This window comes from Streptomyces sp. NBC_01176 (assembly GCF_045039825.1).
Lineage (GTDB): Bacteria > Actinomycetota > Actinomycetes > Streptomycetales > Streptomycetaceae > Streptomyces.
Window position 1 is genome coordinate 3,813,151 of the sequence record NZ_CP108600.1, and the last position, 16,038, is coordinate 3,829,188.

The 16,038-nt window shown below is 71.4% G+C and carries 16 protein-coding genes; 7 read left to right on the top strand and 9 right to left on the bottom strand.

Features of this window, described 5'->3' with window-relative positions; genetic code table 11:
* Positions 1-4: 4 nt before the first annotated feature.
* From OG199_RS16195 to OG199_RS16220, 6 genes are all read right to left on the bottom strand, one after another.
* A complete protein-coding gene (locus tag OG199_RS16195) occupies positions 5-1,021 on the bottom strand; it encodes an ABC transporter permease (RefSeq protein ID WP_401799478.1) in 1,017 nt (338 codons plus the stop codon).
* Positions 1,018-2,010: an ABC transporter permease gene (locus OG199_RS16200; RefSeq protein WP_356808903.1), complete on the bottom strand. Its 993-nt coding sequence runs from the start codon at positions 2,008-2,010 to the stop codon at positions 1,018-1,020. Before OG199_RS16200 ends, OG199_RS16195 begins: the two co-directional genes overlap by 4 nt.
* Before the next feature lie 4 nt (positions 2,011-2,014).
* Positions 2,015-3,733, bottom strand: a complete 1,719-nt coding sequence (locus OG199_RS16205) for an ABC transporter substrate-binding protein (RefSeq protein WP_356808904.1) — start codon at positions 3,731-3,733, stop codon at positions 2,015-2,017.
* Between the two features lie 151 nt (positions 3,734-3,884).
* Positions 3,885-3,977 carry an Ms4533A family Cys-rich leader peptide gene (locus OG199_RS16210; RefSeq protein WP_356808905.1) on the bottom strand — a complete coding sequence of 31 codons (93 nt, stop codon included), beginning with the start codon at positions 3,975-3,977 and terminating at the stop codon, positions 3,885-3,887.
* 79 nt (positions 3,978-4,056) lie between these two features.
* Positions 4,057-5,337, bottom strand: a complete 1,281-nt coding sequence (locus OG199_RS16215; protein WP_405830026.1) for a DUF3152 domain-containing protein — start codon at positions 5,335-5,337, stop codon at positions 4,057-4,059.
* Positions 5,338-5,840: 503 nt separating this feature from the next.
* Positions 5,841-6,830 carry an alpha/beta fold hydrolase gene (locus OG199_RS16220; protein WP_405830028.1) on the bottom strand — a complete coding sequence of 330 codons (990 nt, stop codon included), beginning with the start codon at positions 6,828-6,830 and terminating at the stop codon, positions 5,841-5,843.
* A 158-nt stretch (positions 6,831-6,988) separates the two neighbouring features.
* Between OG199_RS16220 and OG199_RS16225 the strand changes: the two genes are divergently transcribed.
* The 4 genes from OG199_RS16225 to OG199_RS16240 all read left to right on the top strand — a co-directional run bounded on the left by OG199_RS16225 (position 6,989) and on the right by OG199_RS16240 (position 8,917).
* Positions 6,989-7,210, top strand: coding sequence for a hypothetical protein (locus OG199_RS16225; RefSeq protein WP_401799470.1), 222 nt, complete (start codon positions 6,989-6,991; stop codon positions 7,208-7,210).
* A 196-nt stretch (positions 7,211-7,406) separates the two neighbouring features.
* Complete coding sequence (locus OG199_RS16230) at positions 7,407-8,048, top strand: TetR/AcrR family transcriptional regulator (protein ID WP_405830029.1); 642 nt, start codon at positions 7,407-7,409, stop codon at positions 8,046-8,048.
* Positions 8,049-8,193: 145 nt separating this feature from the next.
* The gene (locus tag OG199_RS16235; RefSeq protein WP_028801993.1) at positions 8,194-8,421 is read left to right on the top strand and encodes a DUF3107 domain-containing protein; all 228 of its coding nucleotides are present in this window, start codon (positions 8,194-8,196) and stop codon (positions 8,419-8,421) included.
* A gap of 226 nt (positions 8,422-8,647) precedes the next feature.
* On the top strand, positions 8,648-8,917 hold the full coding sequence (locus OG199_RS16240) for a hypothetical protein (RefSeq protein WP_266701215.1): 270 nt from the start codon (positions 8,648-8,650) through the stop codon (positions 8,915-8,917).
* Between the two features lie 78 nt (positions 8,918-8,995).
* On the opposite strand, the gene OG199_RS16245 is transcribed toward OG199_RS16240, so the two are convergent.
* On the bottom strand, positions 8,996-9,766 hold the full coding sequence (locus tag OG199_RS16245; protein WP_356797073.1) for a ferritin-like fold-containing protein: 771 nt from the start codon (positions 9,764-9,766) through the stop codon (positions 8,996-8,998).
* Between the two features lie 459 nt (positions 9,767-10,225).
* Here OG199_RS16245 and OG199_RS16250 point away from each other — a divergent pair, with 459 nt between their 5' ends.
* Both OG199_RS16250 and OG199_RS16255 read left to right on the top strand, forming a co-directional pair.
* The gene (locus OG199_RS16250) at positions 10,226-12,631 is read left to right on the top strand and encodes a DEAD/DEAH box helicase (protein ID WP_405830032.1); all 2,406 of its coding nucleotides are present in this window, start codon (positions 10,226-10,228) and stop codon (positions 12,629-12,631) included.
* A 240-nt stretch (positions 12,632-12,871) separates the two neighbouring features.
* Positions 12,872-13,741 carry an alpha/beta fold hydrolase gene (locus OG199_RS16255; RefSeq protein ID WP_405830034.1) on the top strand — a complete coding sequence of 290 codons (870 nt, stop codon included), beginning with the start codon at positions 12,872-12,874 and terminating at the stop codon, positions 13,739-13,741.
* A gap of 94 nt (positions 13,742-13,835) precedes the next feature.
* Here the strand turns inward: OG199_RS16255 and OG199_RS16260 are convergent, their stop codons facing one another.
* Positions 13,836-14,732, bottom strand: coding sequence for an NYN domain-containing protein (locus OG199_RS16260; RefSeq protein WP_356797079.1), 897 nt, complete (start codon positions 14,730-14,732; stop codon positions 13,836-13,838).
* A gap of 229 nt (positions 14,733-14,961) precedes the next feature.
* Between OG199_RS16260 and OG199_RS16265 the strand changes: the two genes are divergently transcribed.
* On the top strand, positions 14,962-15,114 hold the full coding sequence (locus OG199_RS16265) for a hypothetical protein (RefSeq protein WP_168530098.1): 153 nt from the start codon (positions 14,962-14,964) through the stop codon (positions 15,112-15,114).
* Between the two features lie 177 nt (positions 15,115-15,291).
* Here OG199_RS16265 and OG199_RS16270 read toward each other — a convergent pair whose 3' ends face one another.
* Positions 15,292-15,897, bottom strand: a complete 606-nt coding sequence (locus OG199_RS16270; protein ID WP_356797081.1) for a MarC family protein — start codon at positions 15,895-15,897, stop codon at positions 15,292-15,294.
* Positions 15,898-16,038: the final 141 nt, after the last annotated feature.

Consider the following 16,038-nt stretch of genomic DNA (forward strand, 5'->3'; position numbering starts at 1 on the left):
AGACTCACGACAGCACCACCCGTCGGTCGGCCACCGCGTACAGGACGTCCGCGACGGCGTTGGCCAGGACCACGAAGAAGCCGGTGACCAGGACCATCCCGACGACCACGGGCAGGTCGACGACCTGTACCGCGTGCACGAGTTCACGTCCGAGGCCGGGCAGTCCGAACATCGTCTCGGTGAGCACGGCGCCGCCGATCGCCGAGCCGACGTCGTTGGCGTTCAGCGCGATGACCGGCGCGATCGCACCGCGCAGGGCGTGCCTGCCGATGATCGAGCGCTCCCCCACGCCGTAGGCGCGGAAGGTGCGGACATGGTCCTCGGCGAGGGTCTCCAGCATCGAGGCCCGGGTCAGCCGGGCGTACTTGGCGGCCTCGATCAGCGCGAACGCCAGCCAGGGGAGCAGCAGGTTCCACGCCCACTGCTCGGGGTCCTCGGTGAAGGGCACGTACTGCGGGAAGGGCAGCCACTGCAGCTGTCCGCAGACGACGATCATCAGCACCAGGCCGATGACGAAGACGGGTGTGGCGGTGCCGGCGAGCGTGATGCCGGTCAGCACGCGCTCGGTGATCCGGCCGCGCCGCCACGCGGAGAGCACGCCGGTGCCGACGCCGAGGACCAGCCACAGCACCATCGCGCCGAGCACGAGCGAGAGGGTGACGGGCAGCTTCGTCCAGATCAGGTGGGTGACCTGCTGGTCGCTCTGGTACGAGAGGCCGAGGCAGGGCGCGCCGCAGTGCTGTACGGAGGTGCCCGTCGAGTAGTCGTGTCCGGCGACGATGCCCTGCAGGAAGTGCCAGTAGCGCAGGTACAGCGGATCGCCGAGCTTCAACTGTTCGGAGACCTGGTGCACCTGGGCGGGCGAGCAGCGCGGGCCGCAGGTGATCTGGGCGACGTCGCCGGGCGCGACGTAGAAGACGAGGTAGATGATCACGGAGATCGCGAGCAGGGTGACGACGGCGCCGACCAGACGCCGTACGGCGAATCCGGTGAATCCGCCGGCCCCGGGCAGGCCGCTCATGCCCTGGCCTCCCGCTTGCGTCCCGTGCCGACGCGCAGCCGCGAGGCCGCGCGCGGGTCGAGGGCCGTGCGCACCCCGTCGCCGAGGACGGTCAGCGAGAGCACGGTGAGGAACAGCGAGCCCGCCGGGAACAGCAGGTACTGCGGTGCCGCCTGGTACCAGACGTCGGCCGCGGTCAGCATCTGGCCCCACGAGGGGGTCGGCGGCTTCACACCGACGCCGAGGAAGCTGAGCGCCGCCTCGACGGTGATGTTCAGGGGGACGAGGAGGGCGGCGTACGTGATGACGGGCGCGGCCAGCGCGGGCAGGAGTTCGCGGCGGGCGACGCGCCAGGGGCCCCAGCCGCTGAGCCGGGCCGCCGCCACGTGGTCGAGCTCCTTGAGGGTCAGCGTGTGGGCGCGCACGATCTTCGCGGTCGAGCCCCAGGCGACCAGGCCGATGATGAGGGCGACCAGGACGGGGCGCGGGAAGCTGCTGGGCACGATCGCGAGCAGTGCGAGGGACATGATCATGAGGGGCATCGCGATGATGATGTCGGTGACGCGGCTCAGCAGTTGGTCGACCCATCGGTTGCCGAGCCCGGCCGCGACACCGACGACGACGCCGATGAGGACCTGTACGAGGGTGGCCGCGAACGCGACACCGAGGGAGACCCGGGCGCCGTAGACGAGGCGGGCGAAGAGATCGCGGCCCGTCTGCGGTTCGACGCCGAGCCAGTGGTCGCCGCTGACACCGCCGAGCGAACCGAGGGGTACGCCGCCGCGTGCGGAGTCGACGAGTGAGGGGTGGTAGGTGGTCGGGTCCTGGCCCTCGACCGCCGTGAGCAGCGGTGCGGCGAGTGCGACCAGGACGAGCAGCGCGACGACGGCCGCCGCGACGAGGGCGGCGCGCTGCGTGCGCAGCCGCCGCCAGAACTGACGGGCCCCGGAGGCCCCCGGGACGGCTATGTCCGTCCCGGGGGCCTGGGAGGCGACGATTGCCTCGCTCACGGTGCTACTTCACCGCGACCTGGGAGATGTCCAGCACGCCGGTCCAGTCGCTGATCACGATGTTCTTGACGTCCTTGCCGTAGAGGCGCTTGTACACCGGGTGGAACAGCGGCACGGTCAGGGCCTGCTCGCCGATCTTCTTGTCGAGTGCGCCCCAGCGCTGTGCGGCCTGGTCGAGGTCGGTCAGCTTGTTGATCGCGTCGATCTCGGCGTTGACGGCCTTGTCGTCGAGGAAGCCGGTGTTGAAGTTGGCGCCGTCCTTGACGATCTGGCGGCCGTCGAAGATCGGGGCGAGGAAGGGACCGCCGGAGGGCCAGTCGGCACCCCAGTGGGCGAGGAAGAAGCCGGGCTCGGTCTTGGCGCCGTGGATCTTGTCCTTGTAGTCGTTGGACTCCAGGCCCTGGAGCTTGACGGTGATTCCGGCCTTCTTCAGGGCGTCCTGGATGGCGGTGGCGATCTCCGGGCTGGTCTCGAAGTCCTTGTCGTTGGAGTGTGTGAGGGTGACGGTGAGGCCGTTCTGGTGGCCCGCCTCCTTCAGGAGCTCCCTGGCCTTCGCCGGGTTGCCCGACGCGCCCGCCGGGAAGTGGTCGTAGGGCGTGTAGCCGAAGGACTTCTGGTTCGGCAGGTAGGTGGTCGCCGCCTCGGCGAGGGAGGAGCCGCCGGCCGCGTTGATCACCGATGTGCGGTCGATGGCGTACGAGATCGCCTGCCGCACCTTCGGGTCGTCGAACGGCTTCACCTTCGGGTTGAAGGCGATGTAGTCGGTGTAGCCGAAGTGCCCGGTGCCGACGCGCGAGGCGAGTTCCTTGTCACCGGTGACCTTGGCGAGCTCGGCCGGGCCGAGGTTGGTGTCGGTGGTGACGGCGGCGGCGTCCGCGCCCTGGGAGGAGGACAGCCGCTGGTTGATCACGGACGAGTCCAGACCGGACCGTACGTCGATCTTGTCGGGGTAGGCCTTGCGCTCGGCGTCGGTCGACGCGGACCAGTGCGTGTTGCGCTCCAGGATCAGCCGCTCGCCGTCGTTCTCGTTCTTGACGACCTTGTACGGACCCGAGGAGATCGGGTGCTCCTCGTACTTGGTGCCATTGTCCTTGGCCTTCGGGACGGGCGTGAACTGCGTCTGGGTGGCGAGGTAGGGGAACTCGCCCTCGGGCTTGTCGAGGTGGAAGACGATGGTGAGGTCGTCCGGGGTCTCGATCGAGTCGAGTCCCTTCTTGTCCTTGTAGGGGCCTTGGTAGTCGGCGCCGCCGATCAGCCAGTCCCTCAGGTAGGGCGCGCCGCCGGAGAGTTCGGCCGCGAAGGAACGCTCGATGCCGTACTTGATGTCGGCGGAGGTGATCGGCGTGCCGTCCTCGTACTTGAGGCCCTTCTTCAGGGTGTACGTCCACACGGTCGCGTCCTTGTTCGGACGGCCGGTGTCGGTGGCGAGGTCGGGGACGACCTTGGCGCCGTCGGCCCCGTTCTCACGGTTGCGCGTGGTGAGCGTGCGGAAGACGAGGGAGGGGACGTTGCCGCCGCCGGAGGTGTACAGGCGCGCCGGGTCGAAGTCCTCCTGCGGGATGGCGTTGAGGACGGTGAGCGTGCCTCCCTTCCGCAGCTCGGAGTCGCCACCGGCGCCCTTGGCATCGTTGTCCTCGGGCCCGCAGGCGGCGGCGCCCGCTGCCACGACCAGGGCAAGCGAAACGGTGGCCACACGGGCTCTGTGCACGGACGGTTGACGCATCGGAAGACGACCTCTCGGATGATGAGACGGATTGACGAGGAGTGAGACGAAAGTGAACAGACGTCTGCCCCGGCGTCAGGTCGCCGAAAGGTCACGGACCATTGCGGTCACGGAGGAAACGGAATCGCGACGAGCACGCCGGGGGCGGACGTCAGCGACAGTGGATGTCGGCCACGCAGAGCGCGGTCACGCCGATCAGCGCCAGCTCGATGGCGGCGCGACTCACGGCAGGACTGGACCACATGCGCAGAAATATGAACGAACTTTCGGAGCATGTCAACGTGGTCCGGCCCGTGACGGACGTGACTCCTGTCGACTTGGGGTCAACTGCCCGGATACGGCCAGGGACTGGGCAGGCAGTGAATCCCGTCATGGTCGAGGAACTTGGTCTGCTGCTGCATCACCGGAGCGAGCGAGCCGTCCTTCTCGCAGCTGACATGGCCGTATCCGAGCCGGTGGCCGACCTCGTGGTTGATGAGCATCTGCCGGTAGGGGTGGATCGCGTCGCCGTACGTCGTGGAGCCCTGGGCCCAGCGGTACGCGTTGATCATGACGCGTTCGGTGGAGGCCGAGTCGCAGGACACGTTGTCCTCGGTCGTGTCCAGGCCGGACTTGGCGCACCACTCGGCGGTGGTGCCCGGGCTGGCCAGCGTGATCACGAAATCGGGCCTGCCGGAGGAGATCCGCTCGAAGGTGCGGGCGCCCTTGTGGGCCCAGCTCCTCTGGTCGTTCAGGGTTTTCTGCACGGCCTGCGCGAAGAGCGCGCCGTCAAGTCCGAGGCCCTGTTCCACATCCACTCGATAGGTGTACTTCCGGCCCCTGCCGGGCGCCTTGTCGAACCCGGCGACCGCGTCGAACCTGCCCGACGCCTTGAGCTTGGGTCCGAGCGGGTACTTCTCGCCCATCTTCTGGTCGTACGTCAGCGTCTTCACGGCCTGCACGCCCGGTGCGCGGGACGCGGTGGCCCGGCCGTCGCCGCGTGAGGCGGGGTCGAGGGCGCCCCGGCCCGCACCGGCGGCGGACTGCGTGTGCGTGCCGCCGCCGTCGCGTCCGGTGGCCACCTGTCCGGCCACCACGACGGCGAGCACGGTGGTGACGGCGGCCGCGGCGATGCCGGTGAAGGTCCGGCCCTTGCCGCCCCTGGACCTGCCCTCCTCGTCGGGCTGCGGCGGCGCCTCCTCGACGATCTGCGGATCCCAGTCGGTGACGGGGCCATGGGGAGCGCTGCGGAGTGCGGTCGTCCGGCGGGGTGCGAAGACGTCGACGTCCCCGGTGCCGTCGTCGTCGAAGGCGTCGACGTAGGCCTGCCGGGGTCCACGCCCGGAACCGGAACCGGTTCCCAGCCCTGTTCCGGCCTCCTGGCGTTGGCCGGGGACGCGGGGCCCGCCCGGTGCCGCGGGCCCGGAGTGGCCACCGGGCGCGGCCTGGGGTGTCACCCGGGGGCCGCCGTACGCGGCTCCGCTCGGCGGACCGCCCCTGAACTCGCCCCAGCCACCGCCGGTCTCACGCTGCTCGGGGTGCCCGCCACGCGTCTGGGCCGACCCTCGGGCCGCAGCGCCGTCGGCCATCCGCGGCACACCGCGCGCGGGCGTCCCGTCGGGCATCCGCGGCACACCGCGAGCAGGCGTCCCGTCGGGCATCCGCGGCACACCGCGAGCAGGCGTCCCGTCGGGCATCCGCGGGATGCCGTGCGCGGGCGTCCCGTCGGAAAAACGCGGGATGCCGTGCGCGGGCGTCCCGTCAGAGAGACGCGGCACACCACGGGCCGGCGTCCCGTCAGGAAAACTCGGTACCCCATGGGCCGGCGTCCCGTCGGACTGCCGGGGGATGCCGTGGGCCGGCGTCCCGTCCTGGAAGCGGTCCTGGAAGCGCGGCACTCCGTGCGCCGGGGTCCCGTCCGTCCCGCGGGGCGCTCCCGCGGCCGGTGTCCCGCCCGTCTGAGGGCGGGGCGGCCGGGGGCCCAGTGCGCCGCGCGGGGTCTCCTGCGGCGCGCCTCCCGGCCTCTGGGCCGTACTCGGCGCCGCACCGGGTGCCGGTGCCCCCGGCTTGTCCCCCGCGTCGCTCTTCTCCGCCCGCCCCCGGCGACTGTGTCGTCCCACGCCCTGCCTCAGCTCCCCGCACCGGTGACGGCCGACGAGGTCGACTCGGTGGATTCCGCGAGGAGTTCACGGAAGGCCATGGCCACCGTCTCCGGATACTCCATCATCGCGACATGACCCGCCTCCGGCAGGGACAGCAGCCGGCCGTCACGGAACGCACGCGCGGCGCGCCGCGCCATACGGTAGCCGACGAGCTGGTCCCGCCCGCCGTAGACGAGCAGCGTCGGCGCGAGCACCCGCTCGGCCTGCCGCCACAGTCCGTGCTGGCCGCCCAGCGTGTACGCGTTCACGATGCCGCGCGCCGAGCGCGTCATGGCGTCCCAGAAATAGGGCAGCGCCAGCCGCCGCTCCATCTCCTCGACCGCCTCGCGGAACCCGTCGGGCGTCACCCTGCCGGGATCCCCGTAGCAGAGCGCCGTGACCCCGCGGACACGCTGCTCGGCGTTCCAGTCCTTGGTGAGCCGGGTGAACAGCCCCGCCACCCCGGGCACCGCGAGCAGCGCGGTCGGCCACGCGGTGCGCTGCACGCGGATCTCCGGGAGCGCGGGCGAGACGAGCGTGAGCGTGCGGACGAGATCGGGCCGCACGGCCGCGACCCGGGTGGCGACGGCGCCGCCCAGTGAGTTGCCGAACAGGTGCACGGGGCCGTGCTCGGCGGCGTCCAGGTAGCGGATGACGGCGCGCGCGTGCCCGGTGACGCTGTAGTCGCCGTCGTCCGGTGGCGGCGAGTCCCCGAAGCCCGGCAGATCCAGGGCCTCGCTGTCGACGAGCCCGTCGAGCAGCAGCATCAGGGCCGACCAGTTCTGCGAGGAACCCCCCAGCCCGTGCACGTACAGCGCGGGCGGCAGCCCCTCACGCACGGGTGGCCGGGAACGCACGGTCAGCGTGATCCCGGGCAGACCGACCGATCTCAGCCGCTCCCCCTCCGCGACCCGGACGGTCCCCACCCTCGGCGTGACGGTTGCGGCCAGCACGGACGGCAGCTCGGTCGAAGACATGCGGCAATGTTACGAGACGATCACGCAGTGGTTCATGTGTTCGCCGTCACAGATGGTGGGCGAATCGCATAGCGTCTGGATCGGGTGTCTCCTAGGCTTCAGACGAGGGCACTCGCAGACACACAGGAGCGCACTCGCACCACTCGGGAAGAGGAACCATGACAGTCGACCCCACGGACCCCGAGACCTTCACCGCAGTAGTTGACGAGAGCCCGGACCTCGACCCGGAGGCCCCCGAGGCCGACGCCGCCGAACAGCACGCGGAACTGACACCGCAGGACGACGGCCGCCAGGCCGTGGGCGACCCTCTCAACGCCGACGAGGCGGACCTCGCCGAGCAGGCCAGAGTCGTCGAGCTCAACGAGGACGACTACCGCTAGGCCGCAGGAACCGGCCGGGTGACCGGGGTGATCCGGGTGCCACGACGCCCGCCCTGCCCCCGTTGGACGGCCTCTGTGCCGCTATCGCCCGCGTCCGGTCCGTGAAATTCTGCGCTCGCACCGCGCACACCAGGGTTACCGAAAAGTACGATGGCGGCGCGGCGCACACCGCAAGTGGACAATTTTGGGAGGCGGCGTGACAGCCATCGAGCAGACAGAGGCGGCGCGCCCGCGGGGCACTCGCCTGCCGCGCCGTGCCCGACGCAACCAGCTCCTCGGCGCCGCCCAGGAAGTGTTCGTTGCTCAGGGATACCACTCGGCCGCCATGGACGACATCGCCGAGCGCGCGGGCGTCAGCAAGCCGGTTCTCTACCAGCACTTCCCGGGCAAGCTGGACCTGTATCTCGCCCTGCTGGACCAGCACTGCGAGTCCCTGCTTCAGGCGGTACGGACCGCACTGGCGTCCACCACGGACAACTCGCTGCGCGTCCGCGCCACCATGGACGCGTACTTCGCGTACGTCGAGGACGACGGCGGCGCTTTCCGACTGGTGTTCGAGTCAGACCTGACGAACGAGCCGGCGGTCCGCGAGCGCGTGGACAAGGTCACGCACGAGTGCGCCGAGGCCATCTGCGACGTCATCGCGGAGGACACCGGTCTCTCGCGCGCCGAATCGATGCTCCTCGCCTCCGGTCTGGGCGGGCTGGCCCAGGTGGTGGCCCGCTCCTGGCTGCACAGCGACCGCAGCGTGCCGCGCGACGAGGCGGTCCAGCTGCTGACCTCGCTGGCGTGGCGGGGCATCGCGGGCTTCCCGCTGCACACGACCGACCACCACTGACCACCGCTGACCGCCACTTTGTTCCCACCCGCTGTTCGCTCCTGGCGTTCTCGGGCGGAGCGTGTACGTCCCCTCACCGGGCTAATGTGTGCTGCGTACGGCGCGGATGAACGCGCACATGACTGACCGTCGGAGGGACAAAGCCGTGGAGGTCAAGATCGGCGTGCAGCACGCGCCCCGCGAGATCGTTCTGGAGAGCGGTCAGACCCCGGAAGAGGTCGAGCGCGCGGTGTCCGAGGCGCTGGCCGGCAAGTCGCAGCTGCTGAGCCTCGTGGACGACCACGGGCGCAAGGTCCTGGTTCCGGCCGACCGCCTCGCCTACGTGGAGCTCGGCGAGCCCACGCAGCGCAAGGTGGGATTCAGCGCGCTGTAGTCAGCCACGCGGAGGGGCCCGGTGACGCTGTCACCGGGCCCCTCCGCGCACCTGCCCGAAACCGGTCCCGCCGCGACCACCGGAATCCGTTCCCGCCCCCCGAGCCCCTCCGTCCCCGCACCACAGACGGAGCACAGTTCCGCCACAGGGGAGGATTGCGTTCCGCACGTCACGGGTACACCGGCTACGACCGATTTGCACGGGCCGTGCGGGAGGGACCCCCACCATGTTCTTGGAAGCGCTCGGCGCCGCGGCGCTCGGTCTGGCCCTGGCATGGGCCGCCTCGCGCCGTCTGCCGCACCGCCTGCCCGCCCGCAGCCTGGTCCTGTCGACCGGCGTCGCGGGAGGGCTGTTCGGAGCCTTCCTCACCCACACGGCGCTGGGCTCCGGGTACTACCCGGTGATCCTCTTCGGCGCCGCGATCGTCTCGGCCGCACTGCTCTCGCTGCTGCTGCGCCCGGCGGAAAGATTTCGCCGCCGCTCGGCGACGGCGTGACCGCACCGGGCGACGGCGCATCCCGTAGGAACCGGATCCGGACCGGGCCGCACAAGACCTAGGCAGACCTATGCAGACCTAGGCCGCCAGGCCCAGCGCCGCCATCCGCTTCGTGTGGGCCTCGGTGATCCGGGAGAACATCCGGCCGACCTCCGCCAGGTCGAAGCCGTCCGCCACGCCGCCCACGAGCATCGTCGACAGCGCGTCGCGGTCCGCGACCACCCGCTGCGACTGGGACAGCGCCTCGCCCATCAGCCGCCGCGCCCACAGCGCGAGCCGACCGCCCACCCGCGGGTCCGCGTCGATCGCGCCGCGGACCTTCTCCACGGCGAAACTCGCGTGCCCGGTGTCGTCCAGGACACCGAGGACGAGACCGCGCGTGTCCTCGTCCAGCCGCGCGGCGACCTCCCGGTAGAAGTCACTGGCGATCGAGTCGCCGACATAGGCCTTGACGAGCCCCTCCAGCCAGTCGGAGGGCGCGGTCTGCTTGTGGAAGCCGTCGTACGCGGCGACGAACGGCTCCATCGCGCCGGTCGGCTCCTCGCCGATCCCGGAGAGCCGGTCCCGCAACCGCTCGAAGTGGTGGAACTCGGCCGACGCCATCTTGGCCAGCTCCGCCTTGTCGCTCAGCGTCGGCGCCAGCTTGGCGTCCTCGGCGAGCCGCTCGAACGCCGCCAGCTCGCCGTACGCGAGCGCTCCGAGCAGGTCCACGACCGCGGCGCGGTACTGGGGGTCGGCGGAGGCCGTGTCCCAGTTCTGCGCGGCGACCCGGGTGGCCGCGGGGGTGGTGTCGCCGGGTGCCTCGGCGGACGTGTCAGCGGCGTTGTCAGGCGTCGTCATGAAGCGCACAATAGCCCGCCCGCCGCAGCAGGGAAGTCCCTGCTCATCCAGTGTGACGACGACTACGTGACCAAATCGGCCATCGCATATGCGCGATTCCGGGGTATGGTGGTAATGCGCCCGGCGAGTATTCGACGGGCCGCACGAATGAGGATGCCCGGTCGGTGGCCCGATCGGCTCCGACCCGACAGCCCTCCCGTCGGTACGGCACGATGCGTACGACATCCGGAGGGACCCTCAGCGGTACGAGCGCTCGAGCGTCGGCAGTGGTCCCATGCCACTCGGCCCGCCCGACAAGCGGCCGACGTCCCCGGCACGGTCCCCGTCACGACCCCCGCGCTCGCCTCGCACCGCGTACACAGAAGAGGCAGCACCCTGACTACGACTTTCCGAGAGCTCGGAATCCTTCCCGAGACGGCCGAAGCCCTTGAGGCCGTCGGCATCATCAACCCCTTCCCCATCCAGGAGATGACACTCCCCGTCGCCCTCTCGGGCAGCGACGTCATCGGCCAGGCCAAGACCGGCACCGGCAAGACGCTGGGCTTCGGCCTCCCCCTCCTGGAGCGCGTCACCGTCCCCGCCGACGTCGAGGCGGGCCGCGCCAAGCCCGAGCAGCTGACCGACGCACCGCAGGCCCTCGTCGTCGTCCCGACGCGCGAGCTGTGCACCCAGGTGACGAACGACCTGCTGACCGCGGGCAAGGTCCGCAACGTCCGCGTGCTCGCCATCTACGGCGGCCGGGCGTACGAGCCCCAGGTGGAGGCCCTCAAGAAGGGCGTCGACGTCATCGTCGGCACCCCGGGCCGTCTGCTGGACCTCGCGGGCCAGAAGAAGCTCAACCTCAAGCACATCAGGGCCCTCGTCCTCGACGAGGCCGACGAGATGCTCGACCTGGGCTTCCTGCCCGACGTCGAGAAGATCATGAACATGCTGCCGGCCCGCCGCCAGACCATGCTGTTCTCGGCGACCATGCCGGGTGCGGTCATCGGCCTCGCGCGCCGCTACATGTCGCAGCCCACCCACATCCGCGCCACCGCGCCGGACGACGCGGGCGCGACCGTGGCGAACACCGCGCAGTTCATCTACCGCGCGCACAACATGGACAAGCCCGAACTGGTCGCGCGCATACTGCAGGCCGACGGCCGCGGACTCGCGATGGTCTTCTGCCGCACCAAGCGGACGGCGGCCGACCTCGCCGACCAGCTCCAGCAGCGCGGCTTCGCCTCCGGCGCGGTCCACGGCGACCTCGGCCAGGGCGCCCGCGAGCAGGCGCTGCGCGCCTTCCGCAATGGCAAGGTCGACGTCCTCGTCTGCACCGACGTCGCCGCCCGCGGCATCGACGTCGAAGGCGTCACCCACGTCATCAACTACCAGTCCCCCGAGGACGAGAAGACGTACCTGCACCGCATCGGCCGGACCGGCCGCGCGGGCGCCAAGGGCATCGCGATCACCCTCGTCGACTGGGACGACATCCCGCGCTGGCAGCTCATCAACAAGGCGCTGGACCTCGGCTTCAACAACCCGCCGGAGACGTACTCCACGTCCCCGCACCTCTTCGAGGAACTCAGCATCCCGGCCGGCACCAAGGGTGTCCTGCCGCGTTCCGAGCGCACCCGCGCCGGGCTCTCGGCCGAGGCCGTCGAGGACCTCGGCGAGACCGGCGGGCGCGGTCCGCGCGGCCGTGGTGGCCGCTCCTCGGCGCCCGCCGTCGAGCGCGAGCGGGAGCGGGAGCGTCCGGACCGCACCCCGCGCCGTCGCCGTCGTACGCGCAACGGCACACCGCTGGACGAGACCTCCACCACACCCGCCACGTCGACGACGTCGCCGCACGCTCCGGCCGAGCCCGCCGCTCCGGAGGCCAACGAGCCCCGTACGCCGCGCCGCCGTCGCCGTACGCGCGTCGGTGCGTCGTCGGAGCCGGTGGCGGCCGCCGGTGCCACCGAGGCGATCGAGCCGGCCGTGCCCGAGGCCGCGGAGACCGCGGTCGCGACGGCCGAGGGCGCGGACGCCACGGCCACCAAGCCGCGCCGCCGCACCCGCAGGACGGCACAGGCCCCGGCCGAGACCGTCACGGTCGTCGCCGAGCCCGTCGCGGTCGCCGAGACCGTCGCCGCCGCGCCCGCCGAGGCCGTCGCGGAGGCTCCGGCCGGCAAGCCGCGCCGCCGCACCCGCAAGGCCGCCGAGACCGCGGAGGCCGTCCTCGACACGGTCGAGGGCACGCCGGAGGTCACCGAGACCAAGCCGCGCCGCACCCGCGCCAAGGCCACGACCGCGGCAACTCCCGCCGTGGACAGCGCCGTTGACACCACGGAGACGGCGGAGGCCAAGCCCCGGCGTCGCACCCGCAAGGCAGCCGCGGAGACCGTCGAGGCGGACAGCGCGCCCCTGACGGCCGCCGTCGAGGAGCCGGAGGCCAAGCCGCGCCGCCGCACCCGCAAGGCCGCCGAGACCGCGGTCGACACGGCGGAGGGCGTCGCCGAGGCACCGGCCGCCAAGCCGCGCCGTACCCGCAAGGCCGCGGTGGCCACGACCGAGGCAGCCGCGGTCGCCGAGGCCGTCGAGGCCACGGAGCCGAAGCCGCGCCGCACGCGCGCCAAGGCGACCACCAAGGCCACGCCCGAGGTGGCCACCGAGGCGACCGCGGACACCGCCGAGGCGCCCGTCACGCCCCGCCGCCGGACCCGCAAGGCCGCCGCGGAGACCGTCGAGGCGACCATCCCCGCCCAGACGGCCGCCGTCGAGGAGCCGGAGGCCAAGCCGCGCCGCCGCACCCGCAAGACGGCGGAGGCCGTGGTGACCCCGGAGACGGACGAGGCCAAGCCGCGTCGCCGCACCCGTAAGGCCGCCGCTGTCGCGGAGCCCGCGGAGAGCTGATCCACAGTCCGATGGCCCGGTCCCCCGCTTCCGGGGGGCCGGGCCATCGGCGTTCCGGCACATCACCCGCCCGGCGCCGTACGCACCCCGACGGCCCCTCCGGCCGACAGCGGCCGACGCCCCGGACAGGCGACCCGGACAGGCGACCCGGACAGGCGACCTGAACCGACGCCCCGGACGGACGACCCGAACAGACGCCCCGGACCGTGGAGCGAGGCCCCGCCCGATAGCCTCGGAGCCATGAGTCGTCCCCCCTCCTTCATCCCGCCGGCCGGAGCGCGCGCGTACCGGCTGGACACCGCGCGCGGCGAGTTCGCGGTGATCGAGGCCGGTACCGCCGTACGGGGAACCGCCTTGCTCCTGCCGGGTTTCACCGGAAGCAAGGAGGACTTCATCGCGCTGCACGAACCGCTGGCCGCGCGCGGGTACCGGACCGTCGCCGTCGACGGACGTGGACAGTTCGAGAGCGACGGGCCCGAGCACGACGAAACGGCTTACGCGCAGGACGAGTTGGCGCGTGACGTACTCGCGCAGGCAGCGGCCCTCGCGACACCCGTGCACCTCGTCGGGCACTCCCTCGGCGGGCAGGTCTCCCGGGCCGCCGTCCTGCTCGACCCGGCGCCCTTCGCCTCCCTCACCCTGATGTCCTCGGGCCCCGCCCAGATCTCCGGCTCCCAGCAGCAGCGCGTCAAGCTGCTCCGGGACGCGCTCGCCGTGATGGACATGGGCCAGGTGTGGGACGCGATCCAGGCGATGGAGCCGCCGGAGGAGACCGAGACCGGAGAGCTCGACGCGGGTCTGGACGACCGCGACGACCTGCGGCGCCGCTGGCTGGCCACCAGCCCCGCCCAGCTGATCGCGACGGGCCGTCAGCTGTGCACCGAGCCCGACCGCGTCGCCGAGCTGGCCGCCGTGCGGCTGCCGAAGCACGTCCTGTCCGGCTCGCACGACGACACCTGGCCGGTGGAGCTGCTGGACGACATGGCCGTACGTCTCGACGCCCGGCGCACGGTCGTACAGGGCGCCGAGCACTCCCCCAACACGGACCAGCCCCTGCCGACCGCCCGCGCCCTCGCCGACTTCTGGGACCGCACCACCGCGACCGCGTGACCCGTGGCCCGTGGCGGACAGACCCACAACGGAGACCGGGGGCCGGAGATGGCCGGTGACCGGTGACCGGTGACCGGTCAGTACTGCCGGCCGGTCAGTACTGCGCCTGCAGATGCTCCCAGAAGCCGTCCCGGAGCGCTCGGCGCAGATCCGCCTGTCCCCGCAGGGAGTACTGGAGAAGCCCCTCCGCCTCGACCAGCAGGTCCTGGTCGACCGAACCGGGCAGGTACGGATGGCCGGGCAGCAGGTCCACCAGCGCCTCGCGCCCCCGCGCGGCCAGCCACTTCGCGGCGATCTGGGCGCCCACGAACCGCACGTCCTCACGCGTGGGCCTGCTCACCGCGCTCGCGTCGTACGTGGTGGCGGTCCGGCGGGACACGTAGGGCTTGAAGAAGTCGAGGTCGAAGGTGCGCTGGCTGTCGACCTCCCAGAGCAGCGGCTCGGCCTGGTTGCGGCCCTCGGGCGCCTCGATGCCCCAGAGGTGGACCCGCGCCCCGTACCCCTGCGCGGCCTCGACCGCCGACACCAGGTCCTCGTCGCCCCCGAGCAGGGCGGCGTCGCTGATGGCGCGGTGCCGGGCCAGGGACTCCAGGTCGGACCGGATCAGGGAGTCGACGCCCTTCTGCTGGTTGTTGGCGTTCAGGTTGCCCAACCGCACCTTGACGTCCGGAAGTTCGGCGATCGACTGCTGTTCGGCGGTGTGGATGCGGCGGCGCGCGCCGTCGTACCAGTACACCCGCAGCAGCCTGCTGTCCGCGAAGATGGTGCGGGCCTTGTCGATGAGGGCCTCGATGAGGCCCTCGGCGTCGAGGTCGAAGGAGCGGCGGTCCTCGGTCCCGGCGACGAGCCGTCCCCCGGCGGCGTACAGGTATCCGGCGTCGACGAAGATCGCGTGGGTCGAGGGCGTCTTCGCCACCTCGGCGAGCATGCGCTGGAGCAGCTCGTTCGTGCGGTCGATGCGGGCGCCGAGCGCCGCGAGGTCGTCGTTCATCACCCCCCATTCTCCCGGCGGTCACGCTTCGAACACAACTGGTCCCGTTCAGTCTCCTTCACACTTCTTACCCGCCGGTAATTAGGTTCTCGAAAAATTTCCTTAGCGTAGGGAATGTTTGTAACACGCACACCGTTGAATACGAACGGAAGCGGGGGACTGTCTCAGCTCGCGCGCCACACACCAAGTAGTTCTCCTCAGGAGGATGACCAGACGAAGGGAGAAGCCCATGCGCTTCGAAATCATGCGACTCGACGATGTCAACGGCACGCCCGTGGACAGCACCGTCGTTGACGCCGCCTCCGTCAACCGGATCGTTCAGCAGGCCGCCGCCATCGGGCAGCGACTGTGGATCCGCCCGGCCGACTCGTCCGCTTCGTAACCCGCGGACACCTCTCGGACGTCCCGGACGTCTCAGACTTCAAAGCCCCGTACGGCATCGACGCCGTACGGGGCTTTGCGTATACGACCGGACCGCCGCGGCGCCGGAGGCGGCCGCCCGGCCGTGCCCGCGGCCGCCCGGCCGTGCCCGGGGCCGCCGGCCCGCCAAGGAGGCGGCTCAGCCGCCCCTGACGACCTGTGTGACGCCGTTGATGATCTGCTGGACGGCGATCGCCGAGAGCATCATGCCCGCCAGCCGGGTCACCAGCACCACACCCCCGTCCTTGATGACGCGGATGATCAGCAGTGAGTAGCGCATGACCACCCACAGCACGACGTGGATCGCGAGGATCGCGCTCCACACGGACACCTGTGTGGCGACGCTGTCCGCCTTCTGCACGGCCAGGATCACCGAGACGATCGCACCGGGGCCCGCGAGCAGCGGCATGCCGAGCGGCACGAGGGCGACGTTGACGTCCTTGGTCTGCTTCGGCTCGTCGGTCTTGCCGGTCAGCAGGTCGAGGGCGATCAGCAGGAGCAGCAGTCCGCCCGCGATCATCAGCGCGGGTACGGAGACGTGCAGGTAGTTCAGGATCTGGTGACCGAGCAGACCGAAGACCGCGATCACCCCGCCCGCCACGCAGACGGCCTGGAACGCCATGCGCTTCTGCACCTTGGCGGGGCGTCCCGCGGTGAGCGCGAGGAAGATCGGGGTGATCCCGGGGGGATCCATGATCACGAAGAGGGTGAGGAAGAGGGAGCCGAAGACGGCGACGTCGAACATGGTTCAGTGAGGCCTTGCGAAGGTGGGGAAAGCGGCACGGCGGGATCAGCAGTCACCGCTGGGGAAAAGGGAGTTCCGCCGGGCGGAACGGGGCACACGGCGGACAGCGCCGGGTGCGTGCGAAGGGGACCCGGATCCGGG